This window comes from Amycolatopsis sp. cmx-4-83, from assembly GCF_046548815.1.
Classification (GTDB): domain Bacteria; phylum Actinomycetota; class Actinomycetes; order Mycobacteriales; family Pseudonocardiaceae; genus Amycolatopsis; species Amycolatopsis pretoriensis_A.
The window spans coordinates 538,583-560,444 of the sequence record NZ_JAEBEF010000006.1 but is presented as its reverse complement, the minus strand read 5'-3'; the positions used below and the strand labels follow the sequence as shown (position 1 = coordinate 560,444).

Annotated in this window: 17 protein-coding genes; 2 read left to right on the top strand and 15 right to left on the bottom strand. The window is 70.9% G+C overall.

The window, feature by feature from the left end:
* Nucleotides 1-4: 4 nt before the first annotated feature.
* The 8 genes from ACLJQM_RS21315 to ACLJQM_RS21280 form a co-directional block, all read right to left on the bottom strand.
* Nucleotides 5-1,456: an NCS2 family permease gene (locus ACLJQM_RS21315; RefSeq protein WP_410632506.1), complete on the bottom strand. Its 1,452-nt coding sequence runs from the start codon at nucleotides 1,454-1,456 to the stop codon at nucleotides 5-7.
* A gap of 109 nt (nucleotides 1,457-1,565) precedes the next feature.
* A complete protein-coding gene (locus ACLJQM_RS21310) occupies nucleotides 1,566-2,048 on the bottom strand; it encodes a nucleoside deaminase (RefSeq protein ID WP_360768727.1) in 483 nt (160 codons plus the stop codon).
* A 1-nt stretch (nucleotide 2,049) separates the two neighbouring features.
* Nucleotides 2,050-4,341: a xanthine dehydrogenase subunit D gene (pucD, locus tag ACLJQM_RS21305; protein WP_410632505.1), complete on the bottom strand. Its 2,292-nt coding sequence runs from the start codon at nucleotides 4,339-4,341 to the stop codon at nucleotides 2,050-2,052.
* Nucleotides 4,338-4,808, bottom strand: coding sequence for a (2Fe-2S)-binding protein (locus ACLJQM_RS21300; RefSeq protein WP_247023444.1), 471 nt, complete (start codon nucleotides 4,806-4,808; stop codon nucleotides 4,338-4,340). The genes pucD and ACLJQM_RS21300 overlap by 4 nt, the downstream gene beginning before the upstream one ends.
* Nucleotides 4,799-5,668: an FAD binding domain-containing protein gene (locus ACLJQM_RS21295; RefSeq protein ID WP_410632504.1), complete on the bottom strand. Its 870-nt coding sequence runs from the start codon at nucleotides 5,666-5,668 to the stop codon at nucleotides 4,799-4,801. The genes ACLJQM_RS21300 and ACLJQM_RS21295 overlap by 10 nt, the downstream gene beginning before the upstream one ends.
* Nucleotides 5,669-5,862: 194 nt before the next feature.
* Complete coding sequence (gene gcl, locus ACLJQM_RS21290; RefSeq protein ID WP_410632503.1) at nucleotides 5,863-7,551, bottom strand: glyoxylate carboligase; 1,689 nt, start codon at nucleotides 7,549-7,551, stop codon at nucleotides 5,863-5,865.
* A gap of 1 nt (nucleotide 7,552) precedes the next feature.
* Nucleotides 7,553-8,440, bottom strand: a complete 888-nt coding sequence (locus ACLJQM_RS21285; RefSeq protein ID WP_410632502.1) for a 2-hydroxy-3-oxopropionate reductase — start codon at nucleotides 8,438-8,440, stop codon at nucleotides 7,553-7,555.
* Nucleotides 8,437-9,243 carry a hydroxypyruvate isomerase family protein gene (locus ACLJQM_RS21280; protein ID WP_247023447.1) on the bottom strand — a complete coding sequence of 269 codons (807 nt, stop codon included), beginning with the start codon at nucleotides 9,241-9,243 and terminating at the stop codon, nucleotides 8,437-8,439. Before ACLJQM_RS21280 ends, ACLJQM_RS21285 begins: the two co-directional genes overlap by 4 nt.
* A gap of 130 nt (nucleotides 9,244-9,373) precedes the next feature.
* On the opposite strand from ACLJQM_RS21280, the gene ACLJQM_RS21275 reads away from it, so the two are divergent.
* Entirely contained in the window at nucleotides 9,374-10,609 is a 1,236-nt protein-coding gene (locus ACLJQM_RS21275) for a HEAT repeat domain-containing protein (protein WP_410632501.1), read from the top strand.
* Here ACLJQM_RS21275 and ACLJQM_RS21270 read toward each other — a convergent pair.
* From ACLJQM_RS21270 to ACLJQM_RS21255, 4 genes are read right to left on the bottom strand one after another with little or no spacing between them, the layout of a single operon-like run.
* The gene (locus ACLJQM_RS21270; RefSeq protein WP_360768748.1) at nucleotides 10,606-11,463 is read right to left on the bottom strand and encodes a 2Fe-2S iron-sulfur cluster-binding protein; all 858 of its coding nucleotides are present in this window, start codon (nucleotides 11,461-11,463) and stop codon (nucleotides 10,606-10,608) included. The two genes, ACLJQM_RS21275 and ACLJQM_RS21270, sit on opposite strands and share 4 nt — an antisense overlap.
* Nucleotides 11,460-13,205 carry an NAD(P)H-dependent oxidoreductase subunit E gene (locus ACLJQM_RS21265; protein WP_410632500.1) on the bottom strand — a complete coding sequence of 582 codons (1,746 nt, stop codon included), beginning with the start codon at nucleotides 13,203-13,205 and terminating at the stop codon, nucleotides 11,460-11,462. Before ACLJQM_RS21265 ends, ACLJQM_RS21270 begins: the two co-directional genes overlap by 4 nt.
* Nucleotide 13,206: 1 nt before the next feature.
* A complete protein-coding gene (locus tag ACLJQM_RS21260; RefSeq protein ID WP_410632499.1) occupies nucleotides 13,207-15,126 on the bottom strand; it encodes a molybdopterin oxidoreductase family protein in 1,920 nt (639 codons plus the stop codon).
* Between the two features lie 14 nt (nucleotides 15,127-15,140).
* Entirely contained in the window at nucleotides 15,141-16,136 is a 996-nt protein-coding gene (locus ACLJQM_RS21255; protein ID WP_360768756.1) for a 2-dehydropantoate 2-reductase, read from the bottom strand.
* A gap of 181 nt (nucleotides 16,137-16,317) precedes the next feature.
* Here ACLJQM_RS21255 and ACLJQM_RS21250 point away from each other — a divergent pair, with 181 nt between their 5' ends.
* Nucleotides 16,318-17,055 carry a GntR family transcriptional regulator gene (locus tag ACLJQM_RS21250; protein WP_281506294.1) on the top strand — a complete coding sequence of 246 codons (738 nt, stop codon included), beginning with the start codon at nucleotides 16,318-16,320 and terminating at the stop codon, nucleotides 17,053-17,055.
* A 30-nt stretch (nucleotides 17,056-17,085) separates the two neighbouring features.
* On the opposite strand, the gene ACLJQM_RS21245 is transcribed toward ACLJQM_RS21250, so the two are convergent.
* The 3 genes from ACLJQM_RS21245 to frc are packed head-to-tail and all read right to left on the bottom strand — an operon-like array spanning nucleotide 17,086 to nucleotide 21,852.
* Nucleotides 17,086-18,462 (bottom strand): OFA family MFS transporter, encoded by a 1,377-nt coding sequence (locus ACLJQM_RS21245; RefSeq protein ID WP_410632498.1) that lies wholly within the window; start codon nucleotides 18,460-18,462, stop codon nucleotides 17,086-17,088.
* 15 nt (nucleotides 18,463-18,477) lie between these two features.
* A complete protein-coding gene (locus ACLJQM_RS21240) occupies nucleotides 18,478-20,622 on the bottom strand; it encodes an acetate--CoA ligase family protein (RefSeq protein ID WP_410632497.1) in 2,145 nt (714 codons plus the stop codon).
* The gene (gene frc, locus ACLJQM_RS21235) at nucleotides 20,623-21,852 is read right to left on the bottom strand and encodes a formyl-CoA transferase (RefSeq protein WP_410632496.1); all 1,230 of its coding nucleotides are present in this window, start codon (nucleotides 21,850-21,852) and stop codon (nucleotides 20,623-20,625) included. It lies immediately after the preceding gene.
* Nucleotides 21,853-21,862 lie beyond the last annotated feature (10 nt).

The following is a 21,862-nucleotide window of genomic DNA, read 5'->3' as shown; positions in this document are numbered from 1 at the left end:
CTCCTTAGCGGAAGAGGGCTTCGACGCCGTCGACGGCGAAGTACACCGCGAACACCAGCGCCAGCACGGAAAGCAGCCAGCCGGCCTCGCGCCACTTGCCGCGGCCGATCTTGATGAGCACGAACGCGATCAGGCCGGCGCCGACGCCGTTGGTGATCGAGTAGGTGAACGGGATCAGGGCCGCGGTCAGGAACACCGGGATCGTGTAGTCGGGGTCGTTCCACGGGATGGTGCGGCACTGCGCGACCATCATGCCGCCGATGACGACCAGCGCGGGCGCCGCGGCCTGCGCCGGCACCACGCCGGCGAGCGGGGTGAACAGCAGCGTCCCGGCGAACAGCAGCCCGGTGACGACGCTCGCCAGCCCGGTCCGGGCGCCTTCGCCGACGCCGGCCGCGGACTCCAGGAACACCGTGTTCGGCGACGAGCCGGTGACCCCGCCCGCGATCGCGCCCGCGCCGTCGACCAGCAGGATCCGGCCCATCCGCGGGACCTTGCCGTTCTTCGACAGCCCGGCCTCGTCCGAGACGCTGGTGATCGTGCCCATGGCGTCGAAGAACCCGGACAGCACCAGCGTGAACAGGAACACCGTGGCCGCGAGCGCGCCCGCCGAGGCGAACCCGCCGAACAGGTCGATGTGGCCGAACAGCCCGAAGTCCGGTGCGGCGACGACGTGGTCGGGCAGCGCCGGGGTGGTGAGGCCCCAGCCGCCGACGCCGAACCCCTCGTGCAGCACGACGGCGAGCACGGTGGACACCCCGATGCTGATCAGCACCGCGCCGGGGACCTTGCGGGCCATCAGCACGATCATCAGCAGCAGGCCGAAGCAGAACACGACGATCGGCCAGCCGTGCAGGTGCCCGCTCGCCCCGAGGCGCACCGGGACCGTGGTCTGCGCCGCGTCCGGCACCCGGGTCACGAACCCGGCGCTGACCAGCCCGACCAGGGCGATGTAGAGCCCGATCCCGACGGTGATCGCCATCTTGAGCGGCCTGGGGATGGCGTTCATGATCCGTTCGCGGACGCCGCTGACCGCCATCAGCACGATGCACACGCCTTCGAGCACGACCAGCCCGAACGCCTGCGCCCACGTCATCGACGGCGCCATCTGGAAGGCGACGATGCCGTTGATGCCGAGGCCGGCGGCCAGCGCGAGGGGCGCGTTGCCGACGAGTCCCATGAGGACGGTCATCACGGCGGCGGCGAGCGCCGTCGCGGTGGTCACCTGCGCGGCGGAGAGCCGGGCGCCGGTGATGTCGGCGGAGGCGCCGAGGATGAGCGGGTTGAGCAGCACGATGTAGGCCATCGCGACGAACGTCGTGACGCCGCCGCGGACTTCACGGCCGATGGTGCTCTGCCGGGCCCGCAGCTCGAACAGCCTGTCGAGCAGGGATCGGCGCTGCGGTGGTTCGGGTACTCCGTCGACCACTGGTGCGGTGACTTCGGTCTGGGTCATGCGTCCTGCCCTTGCCGGTGGGTGTGCTCGGCCAGGCCGAGGCACAGCACCGTGCCTGGGCGAGCGGGACGTTCGATTCGGTTGTGCTCCGGTCAGCTGGCCTTGTGGGTCAGTAGTCGGTGCGGTCGGCCTTGTCGAGCCAAGCCGCGAAGGGGGCGAAACCGTCCTTTGCGGACAGTTGCGTGACGGGGACCGTCCAGGTGTCGCGGGGACGGTCGAAGAGTTCGTAGAAGGCGCGGTCGTCGAAGCCGGCCTTGGCCGCGTCGTCGCGGTCGGCGGCGAAGAGGACCTTGCCGACGCGCGCCCACAGCGCCGAGGACAAGCACATCGGGCACGGCTCGCAGCTGGACACGAGCACGCAGCCGTCGAGCTTGAACGTGCCGAGTGCCTGGCAGGCCGCCCGGATCGCGACGACCTCGGCGTGCGCGGTCGGGTCGAGGTTGGCGGTGACGCGGTTGACGCCGGTCGAGACGATCTCGCCGTCCTTCACGATCAGCGCGCCGAAGGGGCCGCCGCCGTTCGCGACGTTGGTCTCCGCGATGCGGACGGCTTCGTCGAGCCATTCGGTCTCGGCGGAAATCGACGTGGTCATCTCAGACTCCAGTGATGTGTTCGGGGCGGATGGGGACGCGCGGCAGCTCGAGGCCGGTGGCCGCGCGGATGGCGTTGGCGATCGCGGGGGTCGCCGAGATGGTCGGTGGTTCGCCGACGCCGCGGACGCCGTAGGGCGCGTGCGGGTCGGGCCGCTCGAGGACGTCGACGCGCATCGGCGGCATGTCCAGGATGGTCGGGATGAGGTAGTCGGTGAACGACGGGTTCCGCACCTTGCCGTCCTTGACCAGGATCTCCTCCATCACGGCCAGGCCGAGGCCCTGCGCCGAGCCGCCCTGGATCTGGGCGACGACGGCGTCGGGGTTCATCGCCTTGCCGACGTCCTGGGCGCAGTCCAGCTGCACGACCTTGACCAGGCCGAGATCGAGGTCGACGTCGACCACCGCGCGGTGGGCCGAGAAGCCGTACTGCACGTGGGCGTCACCCTGCCCGGTCTCCGGGTCCAGCGGGTAGGTGGGGCGGTGGTGGAACTCGCGGGTCTCCTCGATCGCGGCGTCGCCGAGCAGTTCGGCCAGGTCCGCGACGACTTCGCCGTCTGCCGCGACGACCTTCCCGCCCACCAGGGACATCCCTTCGGCGGACACGCCGAGCCGCGCGTACACCGCTTCGGCGACCGCGCGGCAGGCGTTGCGGACCGCGCCGCCGGTGACGTAGGTCTGGCGTGACGCCGAACTGGACCCGGCGTCACCGACGCTCGTGTCGGCCGGGTGCACGCTGACCCGCGTCAGGCCCAGCTCGGTGCGCGCGATCTGCTGCTGCAGGGTGACGAGTCCCTGCCCGACCTCGGCCGCGGCGGTGTGCACCATCGCGACCGCTTCGCCGCCGAGCACCTCCAGCCGGACGCGGGCGGTCGAGTAGTCGTCGAGCCCTTCGGCGTAGGAGATGTTCTTGATCGTGACGCCGTAGCCGACCCCGCGGACGACGCCTTCGCCGTGCGTGGTGTTGGACGCGCCGCCGGGCAGCTCGCGGATGTCGCGTTCGCCGGCCGGCTCGGGCGGCAGCGGCAGGTCGCGCACCCGCTGGACCAGCTCGGCGACCGGCGCCGGGAAGTCCACCACCTGGCCGGTGACCACAGTGGACCCTTCGCTCAGCGCGTTGCGGATCCGCAGTTCCGCCGGGTCCAGGTCCAAAGCGGACGCCAGTTTGTCCATCTGGGACTCGTAGGCGTAGGTCGGCTGGACCGCGCCGAGACCGCGCATCGCGCCGCAGGTCGGGTTGTTGGTGTAAACGCCCCAACCCTCGATGTGCGCGTTCGGCACGTCGTAGGGACCGACGCTCAGGGTGGTGCCGTTGCCGACCACGACCGGGGTCTTGGACGCGTACGCGCCGCCGTCGAAGTACATCCGCGCCTTGACGTAGACGAGCTTGCCGTCGCGGGTGGCACCGTGCTCGTAGTACATCTTCGCCGGGTGGCGGTGGACGTGCCCGAAGAACGACTCCAGGCGGTTGTAGCTCATCTTCACCGGACGCCCGGTGCGCAGCGCGAGCATGCACGAGTGGATCTGCATGGACAGGTCCTCGCGGCCGCCGAAGGCGCCGCCGACACCGGACAGCGTCAGCCGCACCTTCTCCAGCGGCAGGCCGAGGGCCTTCGCCGTCTGGCGCTGGTCGACGTGCAGCCACTGGGTGGCCAGGTAGAGGTCGACGCCGCCGTCCTCGGCCGGCACGGCGAGCCCGGACTCCGGGCCGAGGAACGCCTGGTCCTGCATGCCGATTTCGTAGACGCCGGAGACCACGACGTCCGCGGTCGCGGCCGGGTCGCCCTTGACGATCCGCTGGTGGCGGACCAGGTTCCCGTCCGCGTGCAGCTTCGGCAGGGTGTCGTCGTGCGCGGCCCGCTCGGGGTCGGTGATGGGCTCGAGGACGTCGTACTCGACGACGATCTCCTTGAGCGCCTGCCGCGCGATCTCCGGGTGGTCGGCGGCCAGGATGGCGATCGGCTCGCCCTGGTAGCGGACCAGGTCCGCGGCCAGCGCGGGGGTGTCCTGGTACTTGAGGCCGTAGACGTTCTCACCGGGTACGTCCTCGTGCGTGAGCACCGCGTGCACGCCCGGCTGGGCCAGCGCGCGCGAGACGTCGAGGCGGACGATCCGGGCGTGCGGGTGCGGGCTGCGCAGCGTCGCGCCCCACAGCATGTCCTCGTGCCACAGGTCCGAGGAGTAGGCGAACTCGCCGCGGACCTTGAGCGTGCCGTCCGGGCGCAGCGGGCTCTCGCCGATGCCACCGGCGATCGTGTCGTGCAGCTCCTGCGGCGAACGGGCCGGGGCGCTCATCGGACGGCCTTCTTCGCGGCGGCGTCGCGGACGGCGTCGAGGATCTTCTCGTACCCGGTGCAGCGGCAGAGGTTCCCGGCGAGGGCCTCGCGGATCTCGACGTCGCTCGGGTCCGGGACCCGCTCGATCAGGTCGTGCGCCGCGACCAGCAGGCCGGGCGTGCAGAACCCGCACTGGACGGCGCCGCGCTCGACGAACGACTCCTGGACCGGGTCGAGCTCGTCACCCTCGGCCAGGCCCTCGACGGTGACGACGTCGCGGCCCTCGGCCTGCCCGGCCGCGACCAGGCACGCGCACGCCGGGACGCCGTCGAGGTAGACCGTGCACGAACCGCATTCGCCCTGTTCACAGGCGTTCTTCGAGCCGGGGAGGCCGAGCCGCTCGCGCAGCACGTAGAGCAGGCTCTCGCCTTCCCAGACGTTGTCCGCCCGGCGGTGCTCGCCGTTGACGGTGACGTTCACGCGCACTTCGCGCTCCCTTCGCAGTATTCGGTCCAGGCCCAGGTCAGCGTCCGCCGCGCCATGACCCCCAGTGCGTGGCGCCGGTAGGCCGCGCTGCCCCGGACGTCGTCGATCGGCGAGGCGGCCCCGGCGACCAGGTCGCCGAAGCGGCGCTTGACCGAGTCGTTCAGCGCCTTCGGGGCGTCCCAGTCCAGCTCGCCGGCCAGGAACTCCTCGGCTTCGACGGCCCGGCGCGGGGTGGGCGCGGCCGAGCCGACGCCGGTGCCGACCCGCCGTTCGGCCGGGTGCAGGGCCAGCCCGAACGCGGCGACCGCGATGACCATGGCGTTGCGCGTGCCGATCTTGCTGAACTGCTGGGGCCCGGTGGCCGGCTCCAGCAGCACCGCGGTGATCAGCTCGTCTTCGGCCAGGACGTTGCGCTTGACCCCCAGGTAGAAGTCCTTCGCCGCGACGACCCGGGTGCCGCGGACCGAGGCGATTTCGACCTCGGCGCCGGCCGCCAGCAACGCCGGGTGGGCATCACCCGCGGGCGAAGCCGCGCCCAGATTGCCGCCCACGGAACCGCGGTTGCGGATCTGCGGGGACCCGACGGTCCGCGCGGCCATCGCCAGGCCGGGCAGCTGCGCGCCCAGTTCGGCGATGATCCGGGTGTAGGGCACGGCCGCGCCGATGCGGATCCGGCCGCCGTCGGTGCCGTGCTCGTGGAGCTCGGCGACACGGCCGAGGTCGAGCAGGGCGCCGGGACGGCGGTGGTCGAAGTTGATCTCGACCATCACGTCCGTGCCGCCGGCGATCGGGACCGCACCGGGGTTCGCGGCACGCGCGGCGAGCGCGTCGGCCAGCGAGGCGGGTCGGAGGAATTCCACTGTGGACGTCCTTTCGGGGCTGCTTCGTGAAGAAGTACACACGCTCGGGTGTGGCCGGGACCACGGCAAAACCCCTGAAAGGCGGGTGAATTTACCGCCCGCGTTTGTACTTTCCGACAACCGCCTGATCCAGGGCACGGAAAGGCCGCCGCACGAGGTCAGGGTCTCGCGCGGCGGCCGTGGTCACGCGGGTGTTACGCGGGTTCGAACTCGCGGACGGCGTCGAGGGCGGCACCCATGGCGGCGTTGCCCTCGCGTTCGATCATGATCTCCACCAGGACCGGGCGGCTGGTGCGCTCGGCCTCCTTGCGCGCCCACTCCAGCGACGTCCGGATCTCCCCCGGCTCGTGCACGCGGGTGCCGGAGCAGCCGTAGGCCTCCATGATCTTGACGTTGTCCGTGCCGTTCGCGTCGTAGTGGATGTCGACCTCGAAGTTCATGTCGTACCCGGTCTCGGCCTGGCGGATCAGGCCGAGGTACTCGTTGTTCAGCATGATCAGCACGAACCCGACGTCGTACTGGGCGGCCACCGCCAGCTCCTCGACGAGGAACTGGAACGAGTAGTCGCCGACCACGCCGACGACCTCGGCTCCGGGCCGCGCCTTCTTCACCCCGATCGCGGCGGGGATCTCCCAGCCGAGCGGGCCGGCCTGGCCGCACACCTGGTAGTGGCGCGGCTTGTGCGCCTGCTGGAACTGACCCGACCAGATCTGGTAGAGCCCGATCGCGGTGACGAAGTACGTGTCCTCGCCGAAAGTTTCGTTGATCTCCTTGAAGACCCGCGGCGCCTTGATCGGCAGGGCGTCGAAGTCGTCGCGGCGGGGAAGCGCTTCCTTGAGCTCCGCGATCCGGCCGACCCACGCACGCCTCTGCGAGATTTCCCGCTTCTCCAGCGCCACCAGCAGCGCGTCGAGGAACTCCCGCGTGTCCGAGACGATCCCGAGGTCGGGCCCGAACACCTTGCCCAGCTGCGTCGGCTCGATGTCGACGTGGATGAACTTCCGCTCCCCCCGGTACACCGACAGCTCGCCGGTGTGCCGGTCGCCGAACCGAGCGCCCAGCGCCAGCACCAGGTCCGACTCCAGGAAGGCCGCGTTCGCCCAGCGCTGCGACGTCTGGATGCCCGCCATCCCGGCGAACAGCTCGTGGTCCTCGGGGAAGCTGCCCTTGCCCATCAGCGTCACCTGCACCGGCACGTCCAGGCGCTCGGCCGCGGCGCGCAGCTGCTCGCTCGCCTCGCCGAGGACGACTCCGCCACCGGCCAGGATGATCGGGCGTTCGGCGGCCAGGAGCATTTCGAGGGCCCGCTCGACCCGCGCGGCCGCGGGCTTCACGGCGGTCACCGGCAGCGGCGAGTCGATCGACGAGTCCCACTCGATGTCCTGCTTCTGGACGTCGATCGGCAGGTCGATGAGCACCGGACCGGGCCGGCCGGACCGGGCGACCCGGAAGGCCTCGCGGAAGATCCACGGCAGCTGCGCGGCTTCCTTGACCTGCACCGCCCACTTCGTCACGGGCTTGGCGATCTCGACGATGTCGACCGCCTGGAAGGCTTCCTGGTGCAGCTTCGTCGTGGCCGCCTGGCCGGTGATGCAGATCATCGGGATCGAGTCCGCGTGCGCGGTGTAGAGCCCGGTGATCATGTTGGTCCCGGCCGGGCCGGACGTGCCGATGGCGACGCCGACGTTGCCGTTGGTCCTCGCCCAGCCGTCGGCCATGTGCGTCGCGCCCTCTTCGTGGCGGACGATCAGGTGCTCGATCGCCCGGCCTTGCAGGGCGTTGTACAGCGGGAGGATCGCGGCGCCGGGGCAACCGAAGACGGTGTCGACGCCTTCGCTCTCCAGGACGTCGACGACCGCCTGCATCGCGGGGATTCTGGGCATGTCACACCTCCGCCGGGACGCGGCCCGACAACTGTTCGGCGACCTTCAGCAAGGCCGAGTGGTCCAGGGAGCCGTACCCCATGGCGCGGCCGGCGGCGACGAGCTGGGCGACCAGCCCGGTGAGCGGGAGCGCGACGTCGGCCTGCCGGGCGGCGGCCAGCGCGATCCCCATGTCCTTGTGGTGCAGGTCGATTCGGAACCCCGGCGCGAACTGGCGGTCCACCATGGACTTGCGCTTGAGCTCGAGGATCCGGCTGCCCGCCAGTCCCCCGGCGAGCACGTCGAGGCCGGTGGCGGCGTCCACACCGGACGCTTCGAGCAGCACGATCGCTTCGGCGACGAGCCCGTAGATCCCGCCGACGACGAGCTGGTTCGCGGCCTTGACGACCTGGCCGGCGCCGTGCGGGCCGACGTGCACGACGGTCTTGCCGACGGCGTCGAGCACCGGCTTGGCGGCCTCGAAGTCCTCCTCGGAGCCACCGACCATGATGGACAGCGACGCCTGCTCGGCGCCCGCCTGGCCACCCGACACGGGAGCGTCGAGGACGCGGATCTTCTTGTCCCGCGCCGCTTCGGCGACCGCGATCGACGTCTCGGGCCTGATGGTGCTCATGTCGATCAGCAGCGCGCCGGGCTCGGCGGCGTCGAGGACGCCACCGGCGGTCAGCACGACCTCCTCGACCTGCGGGTGGTTCGGCAGCATCGTGATCACGACGTCCGCGCCGGCCACCGCGTCGGCGACACTGGTCGCGGCGCGCCCGCCGGCGGCCGCGAGCTTCTCCCCCGCCGCCGCGTGGACGTCGTAGCCGGCGACGTCGTGCCCGGCCGCGACCAGGTGCGCGGCCATCGGGGCGCCCATCACGCCCAGTCCGATGAATCCCAGTTTCATGCTCGTCCCCTTCGGGTGATCGGCAGCCAGTCCAGTGACGCGAGGGTGTCGGGCTCCGGGACGTACTCGATCCCGACGAACCCGTCGTAGCCGGCGTCCTGCAGCTTCGCGAGGTGTCCCTCGATGTCCAGCGAGCCGGTGCCGGGCTGGTGGCGCCCGGGCGCGTCGGCGATCTGCACGTGCCCGATCCGGGCGATGTGCGTCGTCGGCAGCGCGTCCAGGTCGTCGCCGTTGACTGCCAGGTGGTACAGGTCGGCCAGCAGCCGCACGTTGTCGCGCCCGAGGTCGTCGAGCACGGCCACGGCGTCCGCGGCGGTCTTGAGCGGGTAGCGGTCCGCACCGGAGAGCGGTTCGAGGACCAGCTGCGCACCGATCTTCGCGGCGGCTTCCGCGGCGGTGGCGAGGTGCACCAGCGCCAGGTCGTCCTGCTTGACGGGGTCTTCGCCGTCGAGCCGGTTGCCGTAGAGCGCGTTGAAGCTGCGGCACCCGGTGCGCTCGGCGATGTCCAGCGCGACGACGAGGCTGTCGGCGAACTCGGCTTCGCGCCCGATCCAGGACACCAGGCCCCGCTCCCCCGCGGCCATGTCCCCGGCGTAGAAGTTCAGCCCGCGCAGCCGGACACCGTCGAGGCTCCGCACGAAGGCGTCCACCTCGTCCCGCCCGGGCACGGCGGACTCGAACGGCCACCAGTACTCGACGTCGCTGAAGCCCGCCGCCCGCGCGGCCGCCGCGCGCTCGAGGAGGGGGACCTCCTTGAACAGCAGCGACAGGTTGACGACGTACGGCAGGGAGTGCTCGGGCATCGCTACCTCAAATTTCGCTATCCGGAATTTTTCTTTCGCATATCGAGAATAGCTGCCGGACAGGCCCGAGGTCAACGCTCGCGTCGGCGACCGCTCGCTACGCTGGCGCCGAACCACAGGGGGAAAGACCATGACCGGAACGCGTGCCGCGGTCGTCGAGAAACTCGAGCGGGCGGCCGCCGACCCGCGGCTGCGCGATTCGTTCGGCGCCGGCCACCACCGCTACCGGCTGAACGCGGTCCTGCCCGAGCACGAGGTCGCGGCGTTCGAGGCGGCGCACGGCATCCGCTTGCCCGAGAGCTACCGCGCGTTCCTGCTCGAGGTCGGCGACGGTGGTGCGGGCCCGGGTTACGGGCTGCTCCGGCTCGCCGACGCCTACGCGGAGGTGTCCGGCTCGTTCCCCGGCCACCTCCGCGCACCGAGCCCGTTCCGGCCGGGCCAGTGGTACGAGAACGAGTGGTGGGACGCATTCTGGGGGCCGGACGACCGGCCCGACCCGGTCCAGGGCACGCTCGCGGTCGTCCACCACGGCTGCACCGGGTACACGCACCTCGTCGTGTCCGGCCCGGGCCGCGGGCGGCTGGTCAACCTCGACCTCAACGGTGTGCCCGCCCCGTACGTCCTGGAGGACGAGAGCTTCCTCGTGTGGTACCACCGCTGGCTCGACGAGTTGCTGGCCGGGTGCTCCGTGTCGGCGTTCGGCCACAAGCTCCCCGGTGGCGAAGCCGCCCTGCTCACCGTCCTCACCGAAGATCCGGATCCGCGACGGCGAGCCAAGGCCGCGTATTCGGTGGCCTGCTTGCCCTCGACCGGCCAGGAGGCGGCCGTGGCGTTCGCCGCCGCGTCCGCCGATCCGGATGCCCGGGTGCGCGTGGCGGCACTGGCGGCCGCCCGGGCGGCGAAGGCGGCGGTGGCCCCCGCCGCCCGCGCCGCGCTGACCGACTCCGACCCCGCCGTACGGGCCGAAGCGATCCACGTCCTCGCCGCGCTGGGCACCCCGGATCTCGCCGCCCGGGCCCGGGCGCTCCTCGCCGACCCCGACCCCGGCGTGGCCTGGCAGACGATGCGGGCGTTGACCGCTTCCGGCGAACTCCTCGTCACGGACCTGGCACCCCTGCTCGCCCGGCCCGATCCGGGCACCCGCGCGTCCGCCGCCTGGCACCTCGTCGATGCCGGCGGGGACGCGACAGCGCTGCTGGAGTCGGCGCTGGAGGACGAGGACCCCCACGTGCGGATCCAGGCCGTGCAGACCGTGGACCGCCGGAACGAACGTTCCCTCCTCCGGGCGTTGCGCCGCCGCAAGGCCGTCGAGCGGCACCCCACCGTGCTCCTCAACCTCGACCGCGTTACTTCGGCGTGGTCCTAACGGTTCTGGACGTGCTGCCAGCCGAACCGGCCCTTGATGCAGAGGTTGCCGTGCGTCACCGAGCTCTCGTGCGGTGAAGTCACCTTCACGATCTCGTTGTCCTGGACGTGCAGTGTCAGGTTGCAGCCGACGCCGCAGAACGTGCAGACCGTCGTCGTCGCCGTCTGGCGGGACTCGTCCCAGGTGCCGTCCTCGCGCTTGTCGTACTCGCGTTTGAAGCTGAGCGCCCCGGTCGGGCACACCTCCACGCAGTTGCCGCAGTAGACGCACGCGCTCTCGGGGAGCGGGTTCGAGAACTCCGTCGAGATCCGCGCGTCGAAACCCCGGCCCGCCACGGTGATCGCGAACGAGTTCTGCCACTGCTCGCCGCACGCGTCGACGCACTTGTAGCAGAGGATGCACTTCCCGTAGTCCCGCACGTACAGCTCGTTGTCCACAATGGCCGGCTGGGCGACCGTCGCCGCGTCCGGGCCGAAGCGGTCCGGGTCCGCACCCGTTTCCGCCAGCCACTCCGCGACGCCGGGCGTGGTCGAGAGGTCGGTCGCGGAGGCCAGCAGTTCGAGGACGACCTTGCGGCTGGTGCGCGTCCGCTCGGAGCCGGTGTGCACGACCATGCCCGGTTCGGCCTTGCGGGAGCACGACGGCACCAGCGTCCGCGAGCCCTCGACCTCCACCATGCAGACGCGGCAGGCGTTCGCCGGTTCGAGGGTGTCGCCGTAGCACAGCGTCGGGATGTCCGTGCCCGTCGCCGTGCACGCGTCGAGGATCGTCGAGCCCTCGGGAACGCGGACGGTCCGGCCGTCCACAGTGAACTCGACGAGCCGTCGCGGGATCCCGATGTCCACGATGGTCATCCCAGTGCCCCCAGCCGGTCGATCGCGGATTCGATGGCGTTCCACGCGGTCTGGCCCAGACCGCAGATCGACGAGTCCCGCATCACCCCGCCCATCTCGCGCAACAGCGCCCGTTCGTCCGAGCCCGCCGCCAGGTAGCGGTGGATCGCCTCCTCCTGCCGGACCGTCCCGATCCGGCACGGGACGCACTGCCCGCACGACTCGTCGCGGAAGAACTCCGCGATCCGCAGCAGGAAGCCACCGAGGTCGGCCAGGTCGTCGAGGACCAGGACGACGCCCGAGCCGAGCGTCGTCTTCGCCGCCCGCGCGTCCTCCATGGTCAGCGGCAGGTCCAGCTCGTCGGGCCGGACGAACCCGCCCGCCGCGCCGCCGAGCAGGATCGCGCGCAGCGACCGGCCTTCGGGCACGCCCCCGGCCAGGGCGAGCAGCTCCCGCAGGGTCGTGCCGAACGGCACTTCGTAGACGCCGGGGCGTTCGACGTTGCCGGACAGGCAGAACAGCTTCGGCCCCGCCGAGGCCTCGGTGCCGATCGCCCGGTAGGCGGCCGCGCCCCCGGTGAGGATCAGCGGCACGTTCACTAGGGTCTCGACGTTGTTGACGACCGTCGGCTTGCCGAAGAGCCCCTTCTCGACGGGGAACGGCGGCTTCGTGCGGGGCTCGCCGCGGAAGCCCTCGATGGAGTTGAAGATCGCCGTCTCTTCGCCGCAGATGTACGCGCCGGCGCCGCGGCGGATCTCGATGTCGAACGAGAACCCGGGGTGCCCCATGATGTCCGTGCCGAGGAAGCCGCGTTCCCGGCAGACCGCCACTGCGTTGCGCAGCAACCGCAGCGCTCGCGGGTATTCGCCGCGCAGGTACACGTAGCCCCACTGGGCGCCGATCGCGAACGCGGCGATCGTCATCGCCTCCACCAGCGCGAACGGGTCGCCTTCGAGCAGCACCCGGTCCTTGAACGTGCCGGGTTCGCTCTCGTCGGCGTTGCACACCAGGTAGTGCGGCCCGGCGGGCTGCGCGGCCGTGGCGGCCCACTTGCGCCCGGTCGGGAACGCCGCCCCGCCGCGGCCGAGCAGGCCGGCGTCGGTGACCTCGCGCAGCACCGCGGCCTCCCCCATCCGCAGGGCGTTCCGCAGTGCCGCGTAGCCACCGGTCGCGCGGTAGCCGTCCAAACTGGACGGATCGACGACGCCGACGCGGCGCAGCAGCCGGAGGCCGTCCTTCTGGTGGATCAGCGGCGGCGAACCGTCCGAAGCGGACGGTTCGCGCTGGGCGGCCAGCACGGCCGACGCCCCAGTGGCCGGGGCGACCAGCTCGGTGGTGGCCGGGTCGCCGGCCTGGAACGTCAGCGCCGCGGGGGCCCGTTCGCACACGCCGAGACACGGGCTGCGCAGCCACGTGACCCCGCCGCGCGCCTTCCCCGCGGCGCCGACGTGCTCGGTGAGGACGTCGCACACCGTCTCCGCGCCCTTGACCCGGCACGCCAGGTCGGTGCACACGTGCACGACCCGCTCCGGGCGTTCTTCGAGCGCGAACAGCGAGTAGAAGCTGGCCACGCCGTACGCGTCGGCGGGCGGCACGTGCAGCGTCTCGCAGATCAGGTTCAGCGCGCCCTGGCTGAGCCAGCCGACCCGGTCGTTGACTGCGTGCAGCGCGGGCAGCAGCTGGTCGCGGCCGCCGCCCGCGAACCCGGCGACCGCCTCCTCCTCTTCACGCGACGCCACGGCGTCCAGGAGCTTGAGGTCCACTTCAGACCTCCACCGTGAGCTTGTCGACGCGGATGGCCGCGGCCTTGTACTCCGCGGTCCCGGCGATCGGGCAGGTCGCCTCGATGGTGATGACGTTGACGTCGACCTCGTCCGGGAAGTGGAAGGTCATGAACGCCAGCCCCGGCTTCAGGCCCTTGTCGAGCCGGACGGGCGCGATGATTTCCCCGCGCCGCGAGGAGATCCGGACCAGCTCGTCGGGTTCGACCCCCAGTGATCGCGCGTCCTCCGGGCACAGGTCGAGGGTCTCGCCCTGCCGCAGCGGCGACGGGAACCCGCCCGACTGGACGCCGGTGTTGTAGGAGTCCAGCCGCCGCCCGGTGGTGAGCCGGATCGGGAACTCCTCGGACAGCAGGTCGACCGGCGGGCTGTGCTCGAGCACCGTGAACGGCGCCGGCCGCCCGCGCTCGGCCGGGTCCTCGGCCCACAGCCGCCCGTGCAGGAACGTCGGTTCCAGGGTGTCCTCGGAGAAGCACGGCCACTGGATCCCGCCGAGTTCTTCGAGGCGTGCGTACGACATCCCGGCGTGCATCGGCGAGAGCGAGCGCAGCTCGTCCCAAATCTTTTCGCCGCCGGTGTAGTGCCAGTCGTGGCCGAGCCGGCGGGCCAGCTCCGACAGCAGCTCGATGTCGTCGCGCGCGCCTTCCGGCGGTTCGAGGGCCTTGCGGACGCGTTGGACCCGCCGTTCGGAGTTGGTGAACGTGCCGTCGCTTTCGCACCAGGCCGCCGACGCCGGCAGCACGACGTCGGCCAGCTGCGCGGTCTTGGTGAGGAAGATGTCCTGCACCACGAGGTGGTCGACGTTGGCCAGCCGCTTGATCGTGTGCTCGCAGTCCGCTTCGGACTGGACCGGGTTCTCGCCGATGATGTACACGCAGGTCAGGTCGCCGCGTTCCATCGCGTCGAGCATCTGCGTGAGGTTGAGGCCCTGGTGCGGCGGGACGGCCGAGCCCCAGGCCGCGTCGAACTTCGCGCGGACGCCGGCGTCGAGGACGTCCTGGAAGCCGGGCAGCCGGTCCGGGATGGCACCCATGTCGCCGCCGCCCTGGACGTTGTTCTGCCCGCGCAACGGGTTCAGCCCGGCCCCGTAGCGGCCCACCTGACCGGCCAGCAGGGACAGGTTGATCAGCGACAGGACGTTGTCGGTGCCGTTGTGGTGCTCGGTGATCCCGAGCGTCCACGACAGCTGGCCGCGATCGGCCCGGGCGTAGGTGTGGGCGAGCTCCTCGATCAGCTCGGCCGGCACGCCGGTGGTCTTCTCGGCGACCTCCAGGGTCCACGGCTCGACCGACGCGGCGAATTCTTCGAACCCTTCGGTGGCCCGCTCGATGAACGCACGATTCGCCAGTCCGGAGTGGATGATCTCCCGCGCGATCGCGTGCGCGAGCGGGATGTCGGTGCCGACCTCCGGCTGCAGCTGCCGGTGCGCCCAGCTCGCGGTGCTCGTCCGGCGCGGGTCGACGACGAAGAGCTTCGCTCCCTTGTGGACGGCCTTGAGCACGTGTTGGAAGAAGATCGGGTGCGCCTCGCGCGGGTTGCCGCCCCAGATCACGATGACGTCGGCGTCCTCGATCTCCTGGTACGACGACGTCCCGCCGCCGCTGTCGAACACCCGCGCCAGGCCGGCCACGCTCGGCGCGTGGCACGTGCGGTTGCACGAGTCGACGTTGTTCGTGCCGATCACCGCGCGGGTGAACTTCTGCGCGACGAAGTTCATCTCGTTGGTCGCGCGGGCGCACGAGAACATCCCGAACGCCTCGGGCCCCTTGGCTTCGAGGGTCCGGCGGATCCCGGCGGCGGCCCGGTCGAGGGCCTCCTCCCAGGTCGCCGGCCGCAGGACGCCGGAGTCCCGCACGAGTGGCCGGGTGAGCCGGACGTACGGCTCGGTGTTCTTGCGCTTCACGGGGTACCTCCGGTTCAGTGCGACCCGACGGGGACGGGCGTCGTGCTGGTGTGGCCGAGCAGGCCGATGGCGGCGTGGACGTGGCGCAGCGCCGGCGCGGGGACGCCGGTCAGCGCCGCCAGCTCGACGACGGCGCCGATGATCGCGTCGGTCTCGAGCGGCTTGCCGGCTTCGAGGTCCTGCAGCATCGACGTCTTGTGGTGGCCGACGCGCCAGGCGCCGTCGATGCGCTTCTCGACCGAGACCTGCGGGTCGCTGCCCGCGGCGCGGGCGATGGCGAGGGTTTCGGTCATCATCGTGGCGACGAGCGCGCGCGTGTCGTCGTGCTCGCACATCTGCGCCATGGTCGCCCGGGTCAGTGCGGACAGCGGGTTGAAGGCGACGTTGCCCATCAGCTTGACCCAGATGTCGGTGCGCAGGTCGGGTTCGACCGGCGCCTTGAGCCCGCCGGCGATCATCGCCGCGCTGAGCACCTTGCAGCGCGCGGAGATCTCGCCGTCCGGCTCGCCGAGGGAGAACCGGGTGCCTTCGAGGTGCCGGATCACGCCCGGCTCCTCGATGACCGTCGAGCAGTAGACGACGCAGCCGATGGCGCGACGCAGCTCGAGCACCTCGGTCACCGAGCCACCGGGGTCGACGGCCTCGACCCGCCGTCCTTCGAGCGGGTGACCGGTGAGGCCGTGGAAGTACCACCACGGGATGCCGTTCTGCGCGGCCACGATCGCCGTCTCGGGACCGAGCAGCGGTGCGAGCAGCGGCCCGCACGAGGCGTAGGAGTTGGCCTTGAGGCCCAGGAAGACGAAGTCGACCCCGCCGACTTCGGCCGGATCGTCCGTGACGTGGGGGTGCGCGGTGAAGTCGCCGCGCGGGCTGAGCACGCGGACGCCGTGCTCGCGCATCGCCGCGAGGTGGGCCCGCCGGGCGATCAGGTGCACCTCGGTCCCGCCGCGGTGCAGCGCGGCCCCGACGTAGGCACCGATCGCCCCGGCCCCGAGAACAGCCACCTTCATGATGTGCCTCCCGCTTCGGTCGAGCACGTGATTGCATACAGTATCCTGGATCCACGGCGCTGACCAGGGGTGCACTCCTCGCGGGGAAAACTCCCGAGCGGGTGAGAGTCTGGGATTTTGCATACCAAAACCTGTATCCTGATCGCAGAAGATCGCTTTCCTCTCCCCTTCGAGGTGTCCCGTGAGCCAGCCCGCATCCCCGCTTCCAGAGCGCGGCCCGTCCGGCCGCCGCACGGCCAAGGGTTCGCTCAGCTCGACCGCCGCCAAGCGCGTCGAACGGCCCGCGCCGCTGCGGCAGGTCGTCTACGAAGCCCTCGCCGAGCTGATCATCAACCGCACCCTCGAACCCGGGCAGCACCTGGTCGAAGCCGACCTGGCGGAGTACCTGGGCGTCAGCAGGCAGCCCGTCCGCGAAGCCCTGCAGCGGTTGCAGAGCGAGGGCTGGGTCGACCTCCGCCCGGCGCAGGGTGCGTTCGTGCACCTGCCGACCGACGAGGAGGCCGACCAGCTGCTGAGCGTCCGCAGCGTGCTGGAGACGCACTCCGCGAAGCTCGCCGCCGGCAACGCCACCCCGCAGGACGTCCGGCGCCTGTGGGACCTGCAGCAGGTCGGCGTCCAGGCCCTGCACGCCGACGACACCGAAGGCCTGGTCGCGGCCAACGCCGCCCTCCACGCGTTCATCACGCAGCTGTCGGGGAACGCCGTGCTGGCGGAACTGATCGGCCTGGTCGACCGCCGGGTCCGCTGGTACTACACGCCGATCGCCCGGCCCCGCGGCCGCGACGCGTGGAACGAGCACGACGAGCTGATCCACGCGATCTCCGACGGGGACACCGAAGCCGCGGAGCAGATCATGGCCAAGCACACCGAACGGACGCGCCAGGCCTACCACGAACGCCCGGAGGCTCCCCGGTCCTGATGGCCGCGGGACCGGGGAGCGAACCGGTGCTCAGCCGCCGGCGGCGGCTGAAGGCCGCGCCACCAGCTCGGTTTCGGCGAGCTGGTGGCGCGGCCGGCCGGGCTGGCGCAGGAAGAGCGTCAGCACCGCCGAAAGGAGCGCGATGCACCCGGCGAGGACGTACGCTCCCGTGTAACCCCACGCGCTGATGACGCCCGCGGCGAGCCCGCCGCCGCCGACGCCGCCCACGAGCTTCGCGCTGTAGACCAGGCCGTAGTTCGACGCGTTGTTGTTTTCGCCGAAGTAGTCCGGCACGAGCGCCGCGAACAGCGGGTAGAACGCCCCGCCGCCGAACCCGGTCAGGAACGCGAACACCATGAACAGGAACAGGTTGTGCGTGTTCCCGGCGTACAGCACGCCGAACTGCGCGCCGGCCGCGATGACCAGCACCACGGTGAGCGTCTGCCGTCGCCCGATCCTGTCCGACGCCCAGCCGACGACCGCGCGGCCGGTGCCGTTCACGATCGCCAGCACGCCGGCCGAGGAAGCCGCGACGAACGCGCCGAAGTGGCTTTCCTTGGCGAAGGGCACCTGGAAGTTGATGCCGAACAGCGAGACCCCGCCGATGATCACCAGGCACACCCACATCAGCGGGAGCATGCCGGTCCGGATCGCCTCGACCGGGGTGAGCTGCCGGACCGCGGGCGGGTTCTTGGCGAGGCTCCTGACCCCGGACTTGTTCTTCGCCCAGGTGAGCGGGTCGATCTCCTTCGGCCACCAGCTCTTCGGCGGGTCCTTGAACAGGAACCCGCAGACGCCGACGACGATCAGCATGTAGAGACCGATCCCGTCCAGCACCCCGGTGACGTTCTCGTGCCCGAGGAACGCGCTGAACAGGTAGATGAACGGCACCGAACCGTAGGCGAAGCCGCCGTTGACGAACCCGGTCCGCGCGCCGCGCTTCTCCGGGTACCACTTGCCGACCATGTTGATGCAGGTCGCGTACACGAGCCCGGCGCCGGTGCCGCCGAGCACCGAGTAGCCGATGAACGCCACCGTCAGGTTCCCGCTGTGCGCGATGGTGAAGTAGCCGATGCCGCTGCACACCGCGCCGGCCAGCATGGCCGTCTTCGCCGAGACGATGTTCTTCTCCCGGAGCCGTCCGGCCGGGAACGCCACCCCGGCCTGGAACACCGCCCAGATGCTCGCCAGCCAGAACGCGTCCGACAGCGTCCAACCGTACTTCTCCTCCAGGGTGCCTTCGACGGCCCCCCAGCCGTACTCGAACACGCTGACCGCCATCATGGCGATCCAGGGCAGCCAGACCATGAAGCTCCGGGAGCGCCCCATGATGTCGTGCGGTGACTCCCCTACCCGGTAGGTTCTGCCGTTCTCGTCAACTATCTCCCGGTAAGTGGCTGCAGTCATGGAAGTTCTCCTTCGTCATCGTCGACTCAGGTTCGAAAGCAGGCCCGCGGCCCGTGCCCAGCGGTACTTCGCGCCGAGCACCGCCACCGGCTTCTCGGTCGTGTACGGATACGCCACGATGCCGTGGTCGTACAGGTGATCGCTCGCCTCCTCGACTTCGACGTCCCCCGACAGCGACGCGACGACGGGCTTGTGGATGCCCTTCGCCCGGTACTCCCCGACCACTTCGGACACCAGTTCGGCGAACACCATCGGCGGGGTGACGATGGTGTGCCAGTAGCCGAGGATCAGCGCGTGGATCCGGTCGTCCGCCAGGCCCAGCGCGATCGTGTCGCGGTAGGTCGAGGGCGGTTCGCCGCCGGTGATGTCCACCGGGTTGCCCGCGGCGCCGAACGGCGGGATGAACTCGCGGAACGCCGTGTCGAGGTCCGGCGGGATCGTCATCAGCTGCAGCCCGTTGTCGACGCAGGCGTCTGACAGCAGCACGCCCGAACCGCCGGCCCCGGTGATGATGACGACGTTCTCGCCCTTCGGCGTGGGCAGCAGCGGGATGCCGCGGGCGTACTCGAGCATGTCGTTGAGGCCGGGCGCCCGCACCACGCCGCTCTGGCGCAGGATGTCGTCGTAGACCTTGTCGTCGCCGGCCAGCGCGCCGGTGTGCGAACTGGCCGCCTTGGCGCCTTCCGACGTCCGGCCGGCCTTGAGCACCACGACCGGCTTGCGGCGCGAGACCCGCTTCGCCGTCTCCGCGAACGCCCGCCCGTCCTTGAGGTCCTCCAGGTGCATGGCGATGAGCTCGGTGTTCTCGTCGTGCTCGAAGAACGTGAGCAGGTCGTCCTCGTCGATGTCGGCCTTGTTGCCCACGCCGACGATCGAGGAGACGCCCATCTTCGCCGAGCGGCTGAAGCCGAGGATCGCCATCCCGATGCCGCCGCTCTGGGATGACAGCGCCACACCGCCCTTGACGTCGTACGGGGTGCAGAACGTCGCCGACAGGTTCTCCGGCGTGTAGTAGTAACCGTAGATGTTGGGACCGAGGACGCGCACGCCGTGCTTGCGCGCGATCGCGACGACCTGGTCCTGCAGCTCGATGTTGCCGGTCTCGCCGAAGCCGGACGGGATGAGGATCGCGCCGCCGACACCTTTCTTGCCGGCTTCTTCCAGCGCCGCGGGCACGAACTTGGCCGGGATGGCGAAGACCGCGACGTCGACGTCGCCGGGTACGTCGGCGATGCTGGCGTAGGCCTTGCGGTCGAGGATCTCGGCGGCCTTCGGGTTGATCGGGTGGATCTCCCCCGCGTAGCCGCCGCCGACCAGGTTCTTCATCACCGAGTTGCCGATCTTCCCGGCCTCGGCGGACGCGCCGATCACCGCGATCGACGCCGGCTTCATGATCCGGGTCATCGACGCCAGGATCTCCTCCTGGGTGAACCGCTGCGGCTCCTTCGCCGCGTCCGGGTCGACCAGGATGCGGACGTCGACCGCGGTCGCCCCGCGCGCGGTGGCCAGCACCGGGTTGAGGTCCACTTCGGACAGCTGGGGGAAGTCGGTGACGAGCTCGCCGAGCCCGGTGATCACGGCGGCGAGGGCGGCACGGTCGACAGGATCCGAACCGCGCACGCCCCGCAGGATCTCGGCCGCTTGGATACCGTCGACCATCGACAGCGCTTCCTCGGCCGTCGTCGGCGCGAGCCGGAAGGTGACGTCCTTGAGCACCTCCACCAGCACGCCACCGAGGCCGAACGCGACGACCTTCCCGAACGTCTGGTCGGTGACCGAGCCGATGATCACCTCCTGGCCCTCGGTGAGCATCTGCTGCACCTGGACGCCGACGATCCGCGCGCCGGCGTTGTACGCCTTCGCGTTCTCGACGATCTTCCCGAAACCCGCCTTCACCGCTTCGGCGTCCTGCAGGCCGACGAGCACCCCGCCGGCCTCGGTCTTGTGCAGGATGTCCGGGGAGACGATCTTGAGCACCACCGGCAGGCCGATCTCCTCGGCTTGTGAGACGGCTTCGGCGGCCGTAGCCGCCAGCCGCTCGGCCGGGGTCGGGATACCGTATGCCTCGCAGACCGCACGCCCCTCGGGCGCGGTCAGCGCGGACCGCCCTTCGGCCGCCACCTGGGCGAGGATCTTTTCGACCGCCGCGCGATCCGCCACTCAGATCACCCCCGCGGCGCGGAACTTCTCGAGCTCCGTTTCGCCGTAGCCGAGCTCCGCCAGCACCTCGACGTTGTGCTCGCCGAGCAGTGGCGACCGTTCGATCTCGACCGGCGAGTCGGACAGCTTCAGCGGGCAGCCGACGGTCTTGAAGGCGCCGCGTTCCGGGTGCGGCACCTCGACGACCGAGCCGAGCTCGGCCAGTGTCTCGTCCTCGATCAGCTCCTTCGTGGACAGGATCGGGCCGCACGGGATGTTGCAGGCGTTGAGCTTCTCCATCACCTCCCACTTGCTGTGCTTCTCGGTCCACTCCTCGACGAGCGCGAACATCTTGTCCAGTTTGGACAGCCGGACCTCGGGGGTGGCCCACGCCGGGTCCTCGGCCAGCTCGCCCTTGCCGATCAGCCGGGCGAGCGGGGCCCAGCCGGGCGGCTGGACGATCACGTAGATGTAGTCGTTCGGGCCGCCGGGCGCGCACTTCACCGCCCAGCCGGGCTGGCCGCCGCCGGAAGCGTTGCCCGAGCGCGGGACCTCGTCGCCGAAGTTCTCGTTCGGGTACTCCCCGAGCGGTCCGTGGGTGAGCCGCTGCTGGTCGCGCAGCTTGACCCGGCACAGGTTGAGCACGGCGTCCTGCATGGCGACCTGGACGCGCTGGCCGCGGCCGGTGGAGGTCCGCTGGTACAGCGCGGCGAGGATGGCGGCCACCAGGTGGATGCCGGTGCCGGAGTCGCCGATCTGCGCGCCGGTCGCGGTCGGCGGGCCCTCTTCGAAGCCGGTGGTGCTCATCGCGCCGCCCATGGCCTGCGCGATCACCTCGTAGGCCTTGAAGTCGGCGTAGCGGCCGGGCCCGAACCCCTTGATGGAGGCGTAGACCAGCCGCGGGTTGAGCGAGGACAGCTTCGCCCACGGGTAGCCGAACCGGTCGACGACGCCGGGGCCGAAGTTCTCGACCAGGACGTCCACCCCGGACACGAGCTTCTCGAAGATCTCCTTGCCCTCGTCGCTTTTCATGTTGAGCGTGATGCTGCGCTTGTTGGCGTTCAGCATCGTGAAGTAGAGGCTGTCCACCCCGGGCAGGTCGCGCAGCTGCCCGCGGGTGATGTCGCCGCGGCCGGGGGTTTCGAGCTTGATCACGTCCGCGCCGAGCCAGGCGAGCAGCTGCGTCGACGACGGACCGGACTGCACGTGCGTCATGTCGAGGACGCGCACGCCCTCCAGTGCCTTACCCATGCTTGGCCTC

Excerpts from the sequence above, each read along its gene's own strand:
- ACLJQM_RS21315 (WP_410632506.1), bottom strand. The coding sequence starts at position 1,456 with ATGACCCAGACCGAAGTCACCGCACCAGTGGTCGACGGAGTACCCGAA.
- ACLJQM_RS21310 (WP_360768727.1), bottom strand. The coding sequence starts at position 2,048 with ATGACCACGTCGATTTCCGCCGAGACCGAATGGCTCGACGAAGCCGTC.
- pucD (WP_410632505.1), bottom strand. The coding sequence starts at position 4,341 with ATGAGCGCCCCGGCCCGTTCGCCGCAGGAGCTGCACGACACGATCGCC.
- gcl (WP_410632503.1), bottom strand. The coding sequence starts at position 7,551 with ATGCCCAGAATCCCCGCGATGCAGGCGGTCGTCGACGTCCTGGAGAGC.
- ACLJQM_RS21285 (WP_410632502.1), bottom strand. The coding sequence starts at position 8,440 with ATGAAACTGGGATTCATCGGACTGGGCGTGATGGGCGCCCCGATGGCC.
- ACLJQM_RS21280 (WP_247023447.1), bottom strand. The coding sequence starts at position 9,243 with ATGCCCGAGCACTCCCTGCCGTACGTCGTCAACCTGTCGCTGCTGTTC.
- ACLJQM_RS21275 (WP_410632501.1), top strand. The coding sequence starts at position 9,374 with ATGACCGGAACGCGTGCCGCGGTCGTCGAGAAACTCGAGCGGGCGGCC.
- ACLJQM_RS21270 (WP_360768748.1), bottom strand. The coding sequence starts at position 11,463 with ATGACCATCGTGGACATCGGGATCCCGCGACGGCTCGTCGAGTTCACT.
- ACLJQM_RS21255 (WP_360768756.1), bottom strand. The coding sequence starts at position 16,136 with ATGAAGGTGGCTGTTCTCGGGGCCGGGGCGATCGGTGCCTACGTCGGG.
- ACLJQM_RS21245 (WP_410632498.1), bottom strand. The coding sequence starts at position 18,462 with ATGACTGCAGCCACTTACCGGGAGATAGTTGACGAGAACGGCAGAACC.
- frc (WP_410632496.1), bottom strand. The coding sequence starts at position 21,852 with ATGGGTAAGGCACTGGAGGGCGTGCGCGTCCTCGACATGACGCACGTG.